Annotated in this window: 16 protein-coding genes; 5 read left to right on the plus strand and 11 right to left on the minus strand. The window is 69.1% G+C overall.

The features are described from left to right. Positions 1-31: 31 nt before the first annotated feature. The 7 genes from PKE84_RS00270 to iolC are packed head-to-tail and all read right to left on the minus strand — an operon-like array spanning position 32 to position 8330. Positions 32-1051 carry a Gfo/Idh/MocA family protein gene (locus PKE84_RS00270; protein WP_271175196.1) on the minus strand — a complete coding sequence of 340 codons (1020 nt, stop codon included), beginning with the start codon at positions 1049-1051 and terminating at the stop codon, positions 32-34. A 26-nt stretch (positions 1052-1077) separates the two neighbouring features. Continuing rightward, positions 1078-1995, minus strand: coding sequence for a sugar phosphate isomerase/epimerase family protein (locus PKE84_RS00275; RefSeq protein WP_271175197.1), 918 nt, complete (start codon positions 1993-1995; stop codon positions 1078-1080). Beyond that, positions 1992-3893 carry a 3D-(3,5/4)-trihydroxycyclohexane-1,2-dione acylhydrolase (decyclizing) gene (gene iolD, locus PKE84_RS00280; RefSeq protein WP_271175740.1) on the minus strand — a complete coding sequence of 634 codons (1902 nt, stop codon included), beginning with the start codon at positions 3891-3893 and terminating at the stop codon, positions 1992-1994. Before iolD ends, PKE84_RS00275 begins: the two co-directional genes overlap by 4 nt. Positions 3894-3907: 14 nt before the next feature. Continuing rightward, positions 3908-4870, minus strand: a complete 963-nt coding sequence (iolB, locus tag PKE84_RS00285; RefSeq protein WP_271175198.1) for a 5-deoxy-glucuronate isomerase — start codon at positions 4868-4870, stop codon at positions 3908-3910. Positions 4871-4916: 46 nt separating this feature from the next. After that, on the minus strand, positions 4917-6422 hold the full coding sequence (locus PKE84_RS00290) for a CoA-acylating methylmalonate-semialdehyde dehydrogenase (protein WP_271175199.1): 1506 nt from the start codon (positions 6420-6422) through the stop codon (positions 4917-4919). 47 nt (positions 6423-6469) lie between these two features. Then, positions 6470-7369, minus strand: a complete 900-nt coding sequence (locus PKE84_RS00295; RefSeq protein WP_271175200.1) for a Cgl0159 family (beta/alpha)8-fold protein — start codon at positions 7367-7369, stop codon at positions 6470-6472. After that, entirely contained in the window at positions 7353-8330 is a 978-nt protein-coding gene (gene iolC / locus PKE84_RS00300) for a 5-dehydro-2-deoxygluconokinase (protein WP_271175201.1), read from the minus strand. The genes PKE84_RS00295 and iolC overlap by 17 nt, the downstream gene beginning before the upstream one ends. 116 nt (positions 8331-8446) lie before the next feature. Here iolC and PKE84_RS00305 point away from each other — a divergent pair, with 116 nt between their 5' ends. Beyond that, positions 8447-9856, plus strand: coding sequence for a DNA recombination protein RmuC (locus PKE84_RS00305; RefSeq protein WP_271175202.1), 1410 nt, complete (start codon positions 8447-8449; stop codon positions 9854-9856). A gap of 15 nt (positions 9857-9871) precedes the next feature. Here PKE84_RS00305 and glpX read toward each other — a convergent pair whose 3' ends face one another. Then, positions 9872-10873 carry a class II fructose-bisphosphatase gene (gene glpX / locus PKE84_RS00310; protein WP_271175203.1) on the minus strand — a complete coding sequence of 334 codons (1002 nt, stop codon included), beginning with the start codon at positions 10871-10873 and terminating at the stop codon, positions 9872-9874. 245 nt (positions 10874-11118) lie between these two features. On the opposite strand from glpX, the gene fbaA reads away from it, so the two are divergent. Together fbaA and PKE84_RS00320 are read left to right on the plus strand one after the other, a co-directional pair. Further along, positions 11119-12144: a class II fructose-bisphosphate aldolase gene (gene fbaA, locus PKE84_RS00315; RefSeq protein WP_271175204.1), complete on the plus strand. Its 1026-nt coding sequence runs from the start codon at positions 11119-11121 to the stop codon at positions 12142-12144. Positions 12145-12209: 65 nt separating this feature from the next. Next, positions 12210-12827 (plus strand): DUF6264 family protein, encoded by a 618-nt coding sequence (locus tag PKE84_RS00320; protein ID WP_271175205.1) that lies wholly within the window; start codon positions 12210-12212, stop codon positions 12825-12827. Here PKE84_RS00320 and PKE84_RS00325 read toward each other — a convergent pair. Together PKE84_RS00325 and PKE84_RS00330 are read right to left on the minus strand one after the other, a co-directional pair. Then, the gene (locus PKE84_RS00325; RefSeq protein ID WP_271175206.1) at positions 12799-13236 is read right to left on the minus strand and encodes a hypothetical protein; all 438 of its coding nucleotides are present in this window, start codon (positions 13234-13236) and stop codon (positions 12799-12801) included. The genes PKE84_RS00320 and PKE84_RS00325 overlap by 29 nt on opposite strands. A 105-nt stretch (positions 13237-13341) precedes the next feature. Beyond that, positions 13342-14211, minus strand: a complete 870-nt coding sequence (locus PKE84_RS00330) for an SDR family oxidoreductase (RefSeq protein ID WP_271175207.1) — start codon at positions 14209-14211, stop codon at positions 13342-13344. A 95-nt stretch (positions 14212-14306) separates the two neighbouring features. On the opposite strand from PKE84_RS00330, the gene PKE84_RS00335 reads away from it, so the two are divergent. Continuing rightward, a complete protein-coding gene (locus PKE84_RS00335; RefSeq protein WP_271175208.1) occupies positions 14307-14726 on the plus strand; it encodes a winged helix-turn-helix transcriptional regulator in 420 nt (139 codons plus the stop codon). 4 nt (positions 14727-14730) lie between these two features. Continuing rightward, on the plus strand, positions 14731-15834 hold the full coding sequence (locus PKE84_RS00340) for an acyltransferase (protein WP_271175209.1): 1104 nt from the start codon (positions 14731-14733) through the stop codon (positions 15832-15834). Between the two features lie 35 nt (positions 15835-15869). Here PKE84_RS00340 and PKE84_RS00345 read toward each other — a convergent pair whose 3' ends face one another. Further along, positions 15870-16901, minus strand: a complete 1032-nt coding sequence (locus tag PKE84_RS00345) for a 4-hydroxy-3-methylbut-2-enyl diphosphate reductase (RefSeq protein ID WP_271175741.1) — start codon at positions 16899-16901, stop codon at positions 15870-15872. Positions 16902-16957: the final 56 nt, after the last annotated feature.

Consider the following 16957-nt stretch of genomic DNA (forward strand, 5'->3'; position numbering starts at 1 on the left):
GGCGCCTTGTGGCCGACGCGCCCTGCCTTCCCTAGCTGTCGTAGAAGGTCGGCTTCGCCCCGTAGGAGACTTCGACCCGGCGACCCGAGCCCTGCGCCTCGAGTCCCGCCTCGCAGACCAGCGCGGCGAGGTAGCCGTCCCAAGCGCTCGGGCCGTCGATCGTGCCGCGGCGCACGGCGTCGACCCAGCGCTGCACCTCCGAGTCGTAGGCGCGCGCGAACCGCGTCGTGTACGACTGGTGCTCGGCACGGCGGAACGCCCCGTCGGCGTAGCGCGCGAGCCCACCGGTTCTGCCGATCTCCGCGACGCCTCGCTCGAAGACCGCGTCGGTCGTCACCTGATAGCCGAACTGCAGGTTGACGCTGATCTCGACATCCGCGAGCAGGCCCGACTCGGTCTCCATCAGGACGAGCTGGGGTTCGCGGAGTCCCTCCGGCGCGAGTGAATTGCGGCGCGTCTTGCGCACTTCGACGGCGGCGATCGGCTCTCCGACCAGCCACGGGACCACATCCATCTCGTGCACCACCGAGTCGGTGATCAGCATCGATTCCGTATATCCCGGGGGCGTCGATGGATTCCGGTGCGCGCAGTGCAGAGCGAGCAGTGCGCCGCTGTCGCCGGAATCGATCAACCGCTTCAGCTGGATGTACTCCTCGTCGAAGCGCCGCATGAAGCCGACCTGGATCCGGGGGCGGTCGGTGCGCCGCTCCGCCTCGAGGATGCGCCATGCCGCTTCGCTGCTCGGGGCGAGCGGCTTCTCGCAGAGGATGTCGACGCCCGCTTCGAGCGCCGGCATCAGCACGGCCTCATGGAACGGCCCAGGCGTCGCGATGACGACCGCGTCGAGACCGTCGTGCTCGAGGGCGTCTTCGATGCGCGTGCGCGTGGCGACCCCGGGAAGATGGGCGACGGCGGCGGCCGCACGTGCAGCATCCGGCTCGACCACGGCGGCCACAGTGGCGCCGATCGTGCGGTCGGTGAGGCGCGCGATGTGGTCGGCGCCCATGATCCCGGCGCCGACGACGGCGACACGGAGGGGTTCGTTGGTCATGCTGATTCCTTTCGGGCCTCTGCGGGTCAGTCCTGGCGGGCCAGCCGGGTGCAGCCGAAGATGTGCTCGCGCGTGCGTCGAGCGATCGGCAGCGGGCGGTCGATGTCGGTGCCGTACATGTCCTGCTCGACGATGGCGAAGATCGACGGGTCGATCGCGCTGACGGCCTCGATGATCGGGGCGAACGGGGGCTCCCCCGTCGGCGGCTCCGTCATCACGCCACGCGCGACCGCGGTGGCGAACGGCACGTCGTTCTTGAGGGTCTCGGCGAGGATGTCGCGGTCGACCTGCTTGAGGTGGAGGTAGCCGATGCGCTCCGGGTACGCCCCGATGAGACGGAGCGGATCACCGAGGTAGTACGCCAGGTGGCCGGTGTCGAGGCACAGGTTCGTGTAGCGCCCGTCGGTCTCGGTGAGGAAGCGCTCGACCTCGCGCTGCGTGCCGACGTGGCTGTCGGCATGGGAGTGGAACTGCTGACGCACCCCGAACTCCTCGAGCAGCGCTTTGCCGAGCCGGTCGTGCCCGGCCGCCAGTCGCGCCCACTGCTCGTCGTCGAGCGTGCGCGACTCGAGGACCTCTTCGGTCGCGTCGCTCCGCCACAGGTCGGGGATGACGACCAGATGCTCGGCACCGACCGCAGTCGCCAGCCCTGCCACGGCGAGCGCCTGGTCCCAGGCGCGCTGGTACTGGTCGCCGCCCTTGTGCAGGCCGGTGAAGACCGTGCCCGCCGACAGCTTCAACCCGCGCGACCCGAGTTCGTCCTGCAGCTGGTGGGGATCGGTCGGCAGATAGCCGTACGGACCCAGTTCGATCCAGGTGTACCCGGCCGAGACCACCTCGTCGAGAAAGCGTTGCCACGGGATCTGGCGCGGATCGTCGGCGAACCAGACCCCCCACGAGTCGGGCGCCGTGCCGATCCGGAGTCCGGTGCTGTCCGTGGTCATCGCGTTTCTCCTTCGCCGAGGTACGGCCGCTGCCGCTTCTTGTGGTCGTCGTACTCCGCCCGGGCTGCTCGCGTGCTGTCGAGCGCCGACACCTCCGCGACGGGCACGTCCCACCACCCTTCGCCGTCGGGCGCGAAGAGCAGGGGGTCACTGTTGATATGGATGAGCGTCGGGCCACGAACGCCCGACTCCTTCGCGCGGCGGACGGCCGCGCCGAGTGCGGCGATCGAATCCGGCCCCGGCTCGATGCGGATGACCTCGACCCCGAGGCTGGCCGCGTTCGCCGCCAGATCGATCGGGAGCGCGGCTCCGTCGAAGGCGTTTGCGGCATCGTCGCGGAACCCGTACCGGGTTCCGTATCGCTCGGAACCGACCGTCTCGCTCAGATGACCGATCGACGCGAAGCCGTGGTTCTGAATCAGCACCACGATGAGCGGGATGCCCTCCGCGACCGCCGTCACCAACTCTGTGTGCATCATGAGGTAGGAGCCGTCGCCCACCATCACGATGACGTCCCGCTCGGGCGCACCCCGCTTCGCCCCGAGCCCGCCGGCGATCTCGTAGCCCATGCAGGAGTAGGCGTACTCGACGTGGTAGCCCAGATCGTCGCGCACCCGCCAGAGCTTGTGGAGGTCGCCGGGGAGGGACCCGGCAGCGCACACGACGACATCGGTGGCATCGCTGGCAGCGTTGACCGCTCCGATGATCTCGGCCTGCGACGGCAGCGCCCGCTCACGGTCGACGAAGCTGTCGTCGACCAACGCGTCCCACTCCCGCTTCTCGCGGGCGATCTCCTCGCGGTACGCGGACGACGTCGTCGAGCCGGCGAGCGCCTCACGCAACGCGACGAGCGCCTCGCGGGCGTCCGCGATCACCGGCAGCGTCGAGCCGTGCTTGTAGGCGTCGTACGAGGCCACATTCACGGTGACGAATCGCACGCCCTCGCGCGCGAACACCGTGCGGGATGCGGTGGTGAAGTCACTGAAACGCGTTCCGATCCCGATGACCACGTCCGCCTGCGCCGCGATGCGATTAGCCGCCGTCGTTCCGGTCGAGCCGATGCTGCCGAGGGACAGCGCGTCGTCCCAGTCGATCGAGCCTCCGCCTGCCTGGGTCGTGCCGACCGGGATTCCGGTGGAGTGAGTGAAGGCGCGCAGCTCGGCGGCGGCATCCGAGTAGATCACGCCGCCTCCGGCGACGATGAGGGGGCGCTCGGAGGTTGCGATCGCGGCGACCGCACGTGCGAGGGCGTCGCGCTCCGGCACCGGCCGCCGCAGGTACCACTCGCGATCGGCGAGGAACTCGTGGGGCACATCGAGCGCTTCGGCCTGCACGTCTTCCGGCAGGGCGATCGTCACGGCTCCCGTCTCCACCGGGTCGGTCAGCACCCGCATGGCGCCGAGCGCCGCGGAGAAGAGCTGCTCGGGTCGATTCACCCGATCGAAGAACCGGGACAGCGGCTTGAAGGCGTCGTTCACGCTCATCGAGGCGTCGTGCGGCAACTCGAGCTGCTGCAGCACCGGATCGGCGACGCGCGTCGCGAAGGTGTCCGACGGCAGCAGGAGCACGGGAAGCCGGTTGGTCGTCGCCAGCGCGGCGCCGGTGAGCATGTTCGTCGCCCCGGGACCGACCGATGCCGCGCATGCGAAGGTCCCTCGCCGCCGGCGCATCCGGGCATAGCCGACAGCCTCGTGCACCATCGCCTGTTCGTTGCGCGCCTGGTGATACGGCATCAACGACGGCTCGGTCACGGCGAACTGCCGGAGCGCCTGTCCGATCCCCGCGACATTACCGTGGCCGAAGATGCCATATGTGCCGGCGATCGTCCGCTCGCGGTGGTCGCCGTCGACTGTCCACTGGTGGGCCAGGAACTCGACCAGAGCCTGGCTGACGGTCATGCGGGTCGTTCCGCTCACGACGCCGCTCCTTTCGTTGTGGGTGCGTGCGTTGTCGAGGAGCCGGGCGTCGTCGCCTCCGGCGTGTAGGGCAGCCGGGGATCCGGCTGCTGCTCCTCCCACAACCCGCGCACCCAGGCGTGCGCCGGATCGTCGGTGATCAGCCAGGCTCGCTGCGAACCGGGACCGGCCATCACGTTGAGGTAGTAGAGGTCGTAGCCGGGAGCCGCGACCGCCGGCCCGTGATAGCCGTACGGAACGAGAGCGATGTCGCCCGAGCTCACGCGCGCATCGATCTGCACCGGTCGCTCATCGGACTCGTACGTGCTGAACATCCCGAACGGCCGTGCCTCGGAGGGCGCATTCGTCCCGCGTGCGACGGCCGTCTCGAAGTAATAGATCTCCTCGAGCTCGCTCTCCGTTCCGGGCACGTTGACGTCGTGCTTGTGGGGCGGATACGACGACCAGTTCTCGGCCGGGGTGATGACCTCGCAGACGATGAGCTTCGCAGCATCGGGGGCACCCTGCGCGCCAGGGACCCCGAAGTTGTGCACCTGCCGGCTCGAGCGGCCGGCGCCCCTCAGTTCGACCGCGACATCCGCCGCGGCGACGTAGACCGCGTCGCGTCGCTGATCCGTCGGAGCCTCGGCGACGGCGATGCGGCCCTGGCCGCTGACGGTCGCCGAGGTGCCCGCCCCGAGGTACAGCACGTCGGTCGGGCCGTCGAAGACGGACCGGCGCCCGGCGAGCCGTCTGGTCGACTCGCCGTCGGCACTCACGTAGTGCACGAGGGCGCTGCCTGCGAGTGGAACGATCATGCGCTCCACGTCGCCGGCGCTCAGGGTGAGCGGATGGTCGCCCAGATGCGCCACGCGGAGTCCGGTGTGCTGCCAGCCGTCGATCCTGTCGTCGACGACCGACTCCCAGCCGTCCTCGGTGAGGTCTCCCGGCCGGAAGATCCCGTCGTTGCTCCGTCGCATCGCGTGCTCTCCTTGTCGTGCGTTTCGAATTCTGGCGGTGGGCGGGTCAGGTCGTCTGCGGGAAGCCCAGGTTGATGCCGCCATGACTCGGGTCGAGCCAGCGGCTGGTGACCGCCTTCTCGCGCGTGAAGAACTCGAAACCGTGGGCGCCGTAGGCCTTGGCATCGCCGAACAGCGACTGCTTCCAGCCGCCGAACGAGTAGTAGGCCACCGGAACGGGGATCGGCACATTGATACCGATCATGCCCACCTGCACCTCGTTCTGGAACCGCCGCGCCGCGCCGCCGTCGTTGGTGAAGATGGCTGTTCCGTTGCCGAACGCTCCGCTGTTGATGAGGGCGACGCCTTCCTCGAAGGTCTCGACGCGTACGACCGAGAGCACCGGGCCGAAGATCTCCTCGGTGTACACCCGCGAATGGATCGGGACCCTGTCGATCAGGGTCGGCCCGAGCCAGAACCCGGACGGGTCGCCATCGGCGTCCACCGTGCGACCGTCGACGACCACCTCTGCGCCGTCGGCCACGGCCACGTCGATGTACGACGCGACTTTGTCGCGATGCTCGCCCGTGATCAGCGGTCCCATGTCGCAGCCGCGCCGTCCGTCGCCGACCCGGAGCGTCGACATCCGCTCGCGCACCTTGGCGATGAGAGCGTCCGCGACCGGTTCGACGGCGACGACGACGCTGACCGCCATGCACCGCTCCCCCGCCGAGCCGAACCCGGCGTTCACCGCGCTGTCGGCGACGAGGTCGAGGTCGGCATCCGGCAGCACCAGCATGTGGTTCTTCGCGCCGCCGAGGGCCTGGACGCGCTTGCCGTTCCGCGCCGCCGTCTCGTAGATGTAGCGGGCGATGGGGGTCGAGCCGACGAACGAGATCGACTGGACCTCCGGGTGTTGGAGCAGCCCGTCGACAGCGACCTTGTCGCCCTGCAGCACCGTGAAGATGCCGTCGGGCAGTCCCGCCTCGGTGAAGAGCTCCGCGAGCCAGACCGCCGCGGACGGATCCTTCTCGCTCGGCTTGAGCACCACGGCGTTGCCGGCGGCGATCGCCACGGGCACGAACCACAGAGGCACCATCGCCGGGAAGTTGAACGGGCTGATGACTCCGACGACGCCCAGCGGCTGCTTGAGCGAGTAGACGTCGACACCGGTCGAGACGTTCTCGGAGTGCTCGCCCTTGATGAGGTGCGGGAAGCCCGTCGCGAGCTCGACGACCTCGAGCCCCCGGGTGATCTCGCCGAGAGCATCCGAGATCACCTTGCCGTGCTCGCGCGTGACGATCTCGGCCAGGTCGCCCTTGCGGGCGTTGAGCAGCTCACGGGCGGCGAACATGACCTGCTGACGCTTGGCGATCGACGTGTCGCGCCAGAGCGGGAACGCCGCCGCCGCCGACTCGATGGCGTGGCGCACCTCGTCGTCGTCGGCGAGGCCGACGCGTGCGGCGGGGACTCCGAGTGCGGGGTCGTAGACCGGGGCGAATCGGCCGGATGCGCCGGGGACCCGTCGTCCTCCGATGTAATGCGGGACGGTCGGCAGCTCGGTGTCGGTCATGGTGCTGGTACTCCTTCGGCTGTGCTGGATGTCGGTGAGGTCGCCGGTCAGTGGACGAGCGCGGCAGCCGCGTCCACGGCGCTCGCGACGTCGCGGTCGGTCGGATAGAGCAGGGTACGGCCCACGACGAGCCCGGCGACGCCGGGGAGGTCGAGTGCGCCGGCCCACGAGTCGTAGACCGCGGCGGGATCGCCGGCCGGGTCGCCTCCGAGGAGGAGTGTCGGCAGGGTGGACGCGGCCATCACCTCGGCCATGCGCGGAACCACCGGGATCTTCAGCCAGCTGTACGCCGACGTCGCGCCGAGGCCGGAGGCGATCGCAACGGAGTTGATGACCGCCTCGGTGCTGAGATCGTTGACCACGCTCCCGTTGGTCCACGTGCTCATGAACGGCTCGAGCATGATCGGGAGCCGTGCGGCGGCCGCTGCGGTCACCGCACGCGCGGAGGACTCGAGCGTCGCGGCGGAGCCCGGGTCGGCGAGATTGATGCGAAGCAGCAGCTTGGCGATGTCGAGCCGGGCCGCGACCAGGGTGTCGACGTCGTAGGCGGTGAACCGGTCGTCCATCTCGAAGGTCGCGCCGCGCAGCCCTCCTCGGTTCATCGAGCCGGCGACCACCTTGCCCTCCAGCAGGCCGAGCACGGCCAGGTCTTCGATGACGTCGGGCGTTCCGAGCACGCCGTCGACGCCGGGTCGCTCCAACGCGATGGCGAGTCGTTGGAGGAGGTCGTAACGATCCGCCATGGCCATGCCGTCGCCCCCGATCCCGAGGGCACCGCGTGCCGGATGATCAGCTGCGACCAGGAACAGTCGTCCGTCGCCCTGCAGCAGAGGTCGTGTGCTCCGTGTTGCGAACGCCTCCGCGATAGCGTTCGGGTCGGAGGCGCGCACCCGCCGCAGCCGCGCGAAGTCCGCCGCGCTGATCGGGCCGTCAACCGGCGACGACATCGCTCGCCCCCTTCAGCAGCTGCTCGACCTCGGCGGTGGTCGGCATCGCCGTCGAGCACTCGCGCCGGGTCGCCACGATGGCACCGGCGACGTTGGCGAAGCGGATGACGCGTTCGAGCGGCCAACCGGCCAGCAGCCCGTGGCACAGCGCGCCGCCGAAACCGTCGCCGGCGCCCAGGCCGTTCACCACGGTCACCGGGAACGGCGGCACCTCGACGGTTTCGTCGCGGGTCTTCGCGAGGACTCCACGCGGCCCCTGCTTGACCACGGCGAGTTCGACACCGCGCTCGAGCAGCGCGTCGGCCGCCCTCAGCGGATCGCTCTCACCGACCGCGACTTCGCATTCCTCGCGGTTGCCGACCGCGACGGTGACCTTCTGCAGCGCGCGCGACACCTGTTCGGTCGCGGTCTGCGGCGTCTCCCAGAACATCGGCCGGTAGTCGAGGTCGAGCACCGTGAGCGGGATGCGGCCCCGCGCATCCCACGCCGCATGATGCGCAGCGCGGCTCGGCTCTCTCGACAATCCCGTCACGGTCGCCCAGAACACCCCGGCCGAGCGCACGGCGTCGAGATCGAGCTCGTTCGGCTCGATGACCAGGTCGGGCGCGATCGGCTCCCGATAGAAGTACAGCGGGAAGTCGTCGGGCGGGAAGATCTCGCAGAGCGTGATGGGCGTGTTCAGCCCGGCCACCGTGGAGACGTAGCGGTTGTCAACTCCGAGGCGGGCGATCTCAGCCTTCACGTAGCGACCGAGAGGGTCTTGCCCGGTGCGGGTGACGATCGCGGCGCGGCGCCCGTGCCGCGCTGCGGCGATCGAGACGTTGGTCGCGCTGCCGCCCAGGTACTTGCCGAAGGTCGTGACGTCTTCGAGCCCGACGCCGTCTTGAAGCGGATAGAGGTCGACGCCCACCCGCCCGATGGCGAGGACTTCGAAAGGGACGCCGCCCGTGGTGTTCGTCATACTGCGCCGTACGCCTTCCGTCTGCATATGTCCTGACATAGTGACATGAACAGCCTATTCGCGGCGTGCCCGCCACGCAACCATCGAGTGTCGGAGGGCGATGCCACACTCAAGACATGGATCCCATCCTCTCTCTTCTCCTCGGACTCCTCGGCGGCCTCATCGTCGGCGGGGCGGCCGGCGGCTACGCGGTGTCGGTGCTCCTCCGACGCCGCCCGGAAGCCGCGGCGCCCGTGGAGGACCCGGCCGTCGTGGCCGCCCGCCACGCCGCCGAGCTCGCCGAGGTGCGCGCCGCCGAGGCGGCCGTGCAGGCGGAGATCCGCACCGATCTCGCGGCCACGGAGGCCAGGGTCGACGCCCTCCGCGAGCAGATCCAGGCCCACCAGCAGCAGTACCGCGAGCTCGTCGACCGGCACCGTGCGGAGACCGAGGCGCAGGCGCAGCGCGAGCGCGCGGAGAGCCGGGTGCTTCAGGCGCTCGCACCGGTGCGCGAAAGTCTCAGCGACATGCAGAAGAAGGTCGTCGAGCTCGAATCGCAGCGCAACCAGCAGCACGGCGAGCTGTCTCAGCAGCTGAAGTCGGCCACCGAGTCCGAAGAGCGACTGCGCAGCACGGCCGAGGCACTCGCCTCCGCCCTCCGCTCCAACAGCACCCGCGGGGTCTGGGGCGAGACCCAGCTGCGCAGCGTGGTCGAGGCCGCCGGCCTCCTGGAGCGCGTCGACTTCGATGTTCAGTCGAGCATCCACTCCGATTCCGGCGCCGGACGCCCCGACATGATCGTGCACCTGCCCGGCGGCAAGAGCATCGCCCTCGACGCCAAGGTCCCGTTCAACGCCTACCTGGAGGCGAGCCAGATCCCGGCGACCGCCACGGGCGTCGACGGCGCCCAGCGCCAGGCGCTGCTGAAGCAACACGTCAAGGCCGTCCGCGATCACATCACGGCGCTCGGCAGCAAGTCGTACTGGACGGGGCTCGAGGCCTCCCCCGAACTCGTCATCGCCTTCATCCCGAGCGAATCGCTCGTCTCGTCTGCGATGGAGGCCGACCCGTCGATCATGGAGTTCGCGTTCAGCAAGCGCGTCGCGCTCGCCTCACCGGTCACCCTCTGGTCGGTGCTCAAGACGGTCGCCTTCAGCTGGCAGCAGGACGTGCTCACACAAGAGGCGAAGGAGCTCTTCGATCTCAGCCGCACGCTGTACACGCGCCTCTCGACCACCGCATCGCACATCGAGAAGCTCGGCCGCTCGCTGGAGCGCACGGTCAAGGACTACAACGGCTTCGTCGGCTCGTTCGAGCGACAGGTGTTCCCGGCGGCCCGCAAACTCAACGCGCTCGACGAGTCGAAGGTGATCGGCGTGCTCGCCGGCATCGAGGAGTCGCCCCGTGAGCTCACGGCGTTCGAACTCGTGACCGAACTGGAGCTCGAACTCGAGCCGCGTGACATGCACGGGCTCGACAAGCTCGCGGTCGACGAGAAGGAGAAGGCTCAGCGGCCGGAGCTCGACGACGAGCGCGAGTCCGCCTGAGGCATCCGGCCCGCTCTACAGCTGGTCGGGCTCGAGCCACTTCTCCGCGAGGTGGTCGGCGACCACGCGCCGGATCGTTCCCGACTTGCTGCGCAGCACGATCGACTCGGTCCGGATGATCGGCCCCTTGCGCCGCACGCCTTCCACCAGACCACCGTCGGTCACGCCGGTCGCGACGAAGAACGTGTTGTCCCCCTTCACGAGGTCATCGGCGTCGTACACACGGTCCATGTCCAGGCCGGCCGCGATGCCGGCGGCACGTTCGGCGTCGTCCTTCGGCGCGAGCTGCCCTTGCATGAAGCCGCCGATCGCCTTGATGGCGCAGGCCGTCGTGATGCCCTCCGGGCTCCCCCCGATGCCGACGCACATGTCGATCCGCGATTCGTACCGGGCCGCGTTGATCCCGCCGGCCACGTCGCCGTCGAGCATCAGCCGCGTTCCTGCGCCCGCCGCACGGATCTCCTCGATCAGCCCCTCGTGCCGCGGTCGGTCGAGCACCGCGACCCGGATCTCGCCGACCGGCTTGCCCTTCGCCTTCGCCAGTTCACGGATGTTGTCACCGATGGGCTGCGACAGGTCCACGACCCCGCGTCCCTCCGGGCCGGTCACGATCTTCGACATGTAGAACACGCTCGACGCGTCGAGCATCGTTCCGCGATCGGATACGGCGATCACCGAGAGCGCGTTCTGCCGACCGGCCGCCGTCAGGGAGGTTCCGTCGATGGGGTCGACAGCGATGTCGCAGGCGGGCCCGCGGCCGTTGCCCACGTGCTCGCCGTTGAACAGCATCGGCGCGTTGTCCTTCTCTCCCTCGCCGATCACGATCAACCCGTCGAAATTCACCGTGCCCAGAAACTTGCGCATGGCGTCCACCGCCGCGCCGTCGGCGAGGTTCTTCTCGCCGCGGCCGATCCACGGCGTCGCTCGGATCGCCGCCGCCTCCGTCGCCCGCACCAGCTCCATGGCCAGGTTGCGATCCGGATGGAGAAAGAGCGAAGCAGTGTCTGTGCTGGTCATGATGGGTCCTCCCGGACGGAATCGGACGGCGGTGTCAGCGCCGCGTGCGGCGGCGCTGCCAGTGTATCCGCGAGTATCAGTTCACGGCCGGAAAGCGCACGAACGTTCATCCGGACTGCACACGCACGGTCACTCGCACGCGGACCGCGTCGCAGAGCTCGCACGCAGGCTTCGGCCGGGGAGGGCGCTCCACGACGGCTCGGTATGATGAGACCTGTTCAGCACCCCGACTTCAAGGAGCCGCAATGCCCATCGCCACGCCGGATCAATACGCCGAAATGCTCGACAAGGCGAAGGCCGGTGGGTTCGCCTATCCCGCATTCAACGTGTCGTCGTCGCAGACGATCAACGCGGTTCTCCAGGGCCTCACCGAGGCGGGCAGCGACGGCATCATCCAGGTCACCACCGGCGGCGCCGACTACTTCGCCGGTCAGACGGTCAAGAACCGCGCATCCGGAGCCCTCGCCTTCGCGAAGTTCGCCACCGAGGTTGCGAAGAACTACCCCATCACCGTCGCCCTGCACACCGACCACTGCCCCAAGGACGCCCTCGACGGCTTCGTGCTCCCGCTGATCGCGGCGAGCGAAGAAGAGGTCAAGGCCGGCCGCAACCCGATCTTCCAGTCGCACATGTGGGACGGCTCGGCCGTGCCCCTCGACGAGAACCTCCGCATCGCAGAAGACATGCTCAAGCGCACCAAGGCCATCAACGCCATCCTCGAAGTCGAGATCGGCGTCGTCGGCGGCGAGGAAGACGGCGTCAGCCACGACATCAACGAGCACCTCTACACGACGCTCGACGACGCCATCAAGACGGTCGAAGCCCTCGGCCTCGGCGAGCAGGGCCGCTACATGGCCGCCCTCACCTTCGGCAACGTGCACGGCGTCTACAAGCCGGGCAATGTCAAGCTGCGGCCCGAGCTGCTCAAGACCATCCAGGACGGCCTCGCCGCCAAGTACGGCCACGGGCCGAAGCCGCTCGACCTCGTCTTCCACGGCGGCTCGGGCTCGACCGACGCGGAGATCGCCGAAGCCGTCGCCAACGGTGTGGTGAAGATGAACATCGACACCGACACGCAGTACGCGTTCACGAGCACCATCGCCGACTACATGTTCAAGAACTACGACGGAGTGCTGAAGGTCGACGGCGAGGTCGGCAACAAGAAGGTCTACGACCCGCGCGCCTGGGGTAAGGTCGCCGAGACCGGCATGGCCGCACGCGTGGTCGAGGCCACCCAGCAGCTCGGCTCGGCCGGACACTCCGGCAAGTAGCATCCGGCGGCGGTCGGGGCCGAGCGCTCCGGCCGCCGCTTCACTTTTCAGGGAGGACGGCCACCATGGCCGACGAGGAACAGCGACCCGACGAACGCCCGCGACCCCAGTTCGGCGAGCTGGCGCCCGAGGGCTGGGTCTGGCGACCGCCGGCGGATGCCGACCGCCTCGACACCGCGCGGAAGCCGGAGCCGGTCGTGGCCGAGCATCCCGAGCCGGTGCAGCGCCTCCCCCGCCCCGGCGACTACCCGCCTCCGACCGATCCGGCGCTGCGTCCGCCTCAGCTTCGACGGGATGCGCCGCGCTGGAACCTGGGCTGGACGCTCTCCCTGCTCATCGTCGGCTTCCTCGGCATGTCGTACTCGATCGGCGTGATCAACGCGTTCCCGTCGGCGATCCAGCTGGTGCACTCCACGGAGAACCTCGGCGACTACACGCCCGATCCCGCTGTGCCGGGCATCCTGATCACGGGATCGATCGTGATGGTGGTGCTCTGGGCCGGCTCGGCCGCCCTCTCGATCTGGCTGCTCACTCAGCGGCGGCTCGCCTTCTACGTGCCGTTGATCGCGGGAGCCCTCGCGCTCGTCGCCATGATCGTCTTCCTCTCCGTGGCTCTGGCAACGGACCCGGCGCTGCTGAGCTTCTACAGCGGTGTCACCCCGTCGTCGACACCGACGCCGTGACCGGCTGCCGGTAGGCCAGCACCGCGCCGACGACCACGACGGCCGGCAGCGCGAGCAGCGGACCGAACACGAAGATTCCACCGGGGAACGCGATCGCCAGCCCCAGCATGGGAACGCCGCAGAAGAGCCCGGCCACGATGGACACCCCGGCGAGAGTCCGCCGGTTCGGCGCGCCTTTCGCCGCCGCACGCGCGCAGAACAGCGCGATGAAACCGAGCGCGAGGTAGACGATTGCGATCAGCGTCCCGATGACCGCGAACCCATCGGCCGTGTCTCGCAGGAGCGCGGCGGCCCAGCTCCCCACGATGCACGCCACGAGGATGGAGCCGGATCCCGAGACGATCAGGAGGACGACCGCCGCCGGCCGACGCACAACCGGGTTCGTGGAGGGTCCGTGCGGATTCTGCATGGAAGCACGCTAGAACCTCCGTGACGGACGCCGGCCGCCGGTCGCCGAAGGCACGCGGGGCCGCGCACCTGACTGCGCGGCCCCGGCTCGGATTCTGCGGGTGGGCTACGCCGACACGGCGGGCTGCGCTGCGCGCAAGCCGTCCTCCAGCGAGGTGGTCGGGCGTCCGATGAGCCGGCTCAGCGTCCCCGGCGCATCGGCCAGGGCACCGTCGCGGATGTTTCCGTCGAGGGCGACCACGAAGTCCGCGGTGCCGGTGTCGAGACCGGCGTCGACCAGGATGGCGCGGTGCTCGTCGGGCGACACGGCACGGTACTCGACCTCACGGCCGACGATCGCGCCGGCCGCAGCGGCGAGATCGGTGAAGGTCCAGGCAACGTCGCCGGCCAGTTCGTAGACCGCGCCCTCGTGCCCCGGGGTCGTCAGCACGACGGCGGCGGCGTCGGCATAGTCGGCCCGTGTCGCGCTCGCGACCCGGCCGTTGGCCGTGCTGGAGACCAGCGCGCCCGTCTGCGCGGCCGTGTCGAGCTGACCCACGTAGTTCTCGGTGTACCAGTTGTTGCGGAGGATGGTTGTGGTCAGTCCGGAGTCCGCCAGCAGCTTCTCGGTGGCCGCGTGCTCGGGGGCGAGCACGAGTGCGGTGTCGTCCGCGTGCGGCGCGCTCGTGTAGACGATCCGGCCCACCCCGGCCCGTACGGCGGCATCGATCGCATTGGCGTGCTGCTGCATGCGCTTGCCGACCTCGCTGCCGGAGACGAGCAGCAGGGCGTCGGCGCCGGCGAACGCGGGGTCGAGCGTCTCCGGCTGCTCGAAGTCGATGACGGCGGTCTGAACACCCAGCGACGCGAGAGCGCTGAGCCTCTCCTCGGTGCGGCCGAGGGCCCGGATGTCCTGAGGGGCGACCCCGCGCTCGATCAGGGATTCGACGACGAGGCGTCCGAGGTGGCCGGTTGCTCCGGTGACGACGATGGTCATGGTGGTGTTTCCTTTCGGTCGGTCATCGGGTCCAACCTCGACCGTCCCGGGATACTTCCCAACGGAAGGTACCCACTTTTTGGTAAGTTACTGACGTGGACACCAGTTTTGCGCCCGTGAACGGCTTCGGCTTCACCGATGGCGTGCTACCGTCGGCCTGCCCGTCGCGGATCGTTCTGAATCACGTCACCAGCACGTGGGGTGTGCTCGTGCTCGTCGCCCTCTCCCAGCGGGATCACCGCTGGGGCGAGCTGCGCCGCACCGTGCAGGGCATCAGCGAGAAGATGCTCGCACAGACGCTGCGCACGCTCGAAAAGGACGGCTTCGTGCTCCGCACGGCACAGCCGACGATTCCGCCGCGCGTCGACTACAGCCTGACCGAGCGCGGCCGCGATCTCACCGAGCACCTGCTGCCGCTGATGGGCTGGATCGCCGCAAATGCCGACGACATCCTGACGCCGGACAGCGCCGCGACCGGCGGCACCGCGACGGACTCGGCCGCATTGGTACCCTGAACGGATGACCGCCGACGCTCCGACGACGCCGACTCCCAGCGCCGAGGGGCCCCGCACCCGTTCCGTTTCGCTGGATGTGCTCCGGGTGGTCGCGATCCTCGGCGTGGTCGCCATCCACGTCTTCGCCGGCATCGTCAACAACCAGGCCATCCGCGGATCGGGCACCTGGTGGGCGGCGACCATCATCGATGTGGGAAACGTCTGGGTGATCCCCGTCTTCGTGATGGTCAGCGGAGCGCTGCTCCTCGGGCCGCGCGCACACGCTGCGGGTCCCGCGGTCTTCTACCGCAAGCGGCTTCTGCGGCTGGGTCCCGCATTCGTCGCGTGGCAGCTCTTCTACATCATCGTCGTGCGCCTGGTGATGAGCCACCAGCAGCTCACCCTCATCCAGATCCTCGGTCTGGTGGCAGACGCGCAGTCGTACACCCACCTGTACTTCCTCTGGCTCATCGTCGGCCTGTACCTCGTCGCGCCGGTCCTGGCTGCGTTCCTGGCCGCCGGCGGACCCCGGCGCGCCGTGATCCTCGCGGCGTCGCTTCTCGCCTTCACGTTCAGCGTCGTCGCGCTCTCCGGCCTGTCGGGCCTCTACGGCGACCCGCATCCGATCGCTCTGAACGCGCTCACGCAGTGGATGCCCTATGTCGGCTACTTCGTCGCCGGCTGGGCGCTGCGCAGTGTCGTGCTCGACCTGAGATGGACGCTGCTGACCGCGGTGATCACCGCTGTCCTCCTGGCCGAGACGATCTGGCAGTTCGCCGACCTCTCCCGGCCGGCGTTGCTGCAGGCCATCTCACCCACCACCTACATCGGCGCGATCGTCGGGATCGCCTCGATCGGCGTCTTCGTCGTCGGTCAGAGCCTGTTCGCCCGGGTCAGGCTCCGCGCCCGCGCATCCCGGATGCTCGCCCAGCTCTCCGACGCCGCTTTCGGCGTCTTCCTGGTGCACTTCTTCTTCCTCGTGCTCGGAATCATCCTGCTGCCCTGGCTCAATGCCGCACGCTCCAGCAATCTGGCCGTCGCGTTCGCGATGTGGGCGTCGATCGTCGTGGTGTCGTTCGCGGTCAGTCTCGGCGCGCGGCGCGTGCCCGGGCTGCGCCGGTTCTTCTAGCGCGGCGGGCGGACCAGGCGGTGGCGCGACGCGGCTCAGCGGCCGCGGCCGCCGAGCGCCCGGGTGTCCTGCTTGCCCGTCAGGTCTTTGCGCAGCTCCTTCGGCAGCGAGAACATGAGGTCCTCCTCCGCCGTCTTCACTTCCTGGACGTCGCCGTAGCCGGCACCGCGCAGGTCGTCGAGGACCTCCTGCACGAGGACCTCGGGCACGGATGCTCCACTGGTCACGCCGACCGTCTCGACGCCGTCGAGCCAATGCTGCTGGATCTCGCTGGCGTAGTCCACGCGATACGCGGCCTTCGCCCCGTATTCGAGGGCGACCTCGACCAGGCGCACCGAGTTGGACGAGTTGGCGGATCCGACCACGATCACGAGGTCGGCGTCTTCCGCCACCTTCTTGATGGCGACCTGGCGGTTCTGCGTGGCGTAGCAGATGTCGTCGCTCGGCGGATCCTGCAGCTTCGGGAAGCGCTCGCGGAGCCGGCGGACGGTCTCCATGGTCTCGTCGACGGACAGCGTCGTCTGCGACAGCCACACGACCTTGTCCGGATCCTTCACCGTGATGCGGTCGACGTCGTCGGGACCGTTGACCAGAGTGACGTGATCGGGCGCCTCGCCGGCCGTGCCTTCGACCTCTTCGTGTCCTTCGTGTCCGATCAGCAGGATCTCGAAGTCGTCGCGCGCGAAGCGCACCGCCTCGCGGTGCACCTTGGTGACGAGCGGGCACGTGGCGTCGATGGCCTGCAGCCCGCGGTCGGCGGCGGACTGCACGACGGCGGGCGAGACACCATGGGCGCTGAACACGACATGAGCGCCCTGCGGCACCTCGTCGACCTCGTCGACGAAGACGGCGCCCTGCTGCTCGAGGGTCGAGACGACGTGCACGTTGTGCACGATCTGCTTGCGCACGTAAACGGGCGCGCCGTAATGTTCGATGGCCTTCTCGACCGCGATGACCGCTCTGTCCACACCCGCGCAGTATCCACGGGGTGCTGCCAGCAGCACCCTCTTGTGTCCGACGACCGGGGTATCCTTGAGCCGGCCTCGCGCGCCGGGAATCCTCGGCATCGGAAGGCTGATGGTTGCGTCGCTCACCCCTTGATTCTAGGTGAGTGCGCTGAGGA

Source organism: Leifsonia poae, assembly GCF_027921845.1.
Classification (GTDB): domain Bacteria; phylum Actinomycetota; class Actinomycetes; order Actinomycetales; family Microbacteriaceae; genus Leifsonia; species Leifsonia poae.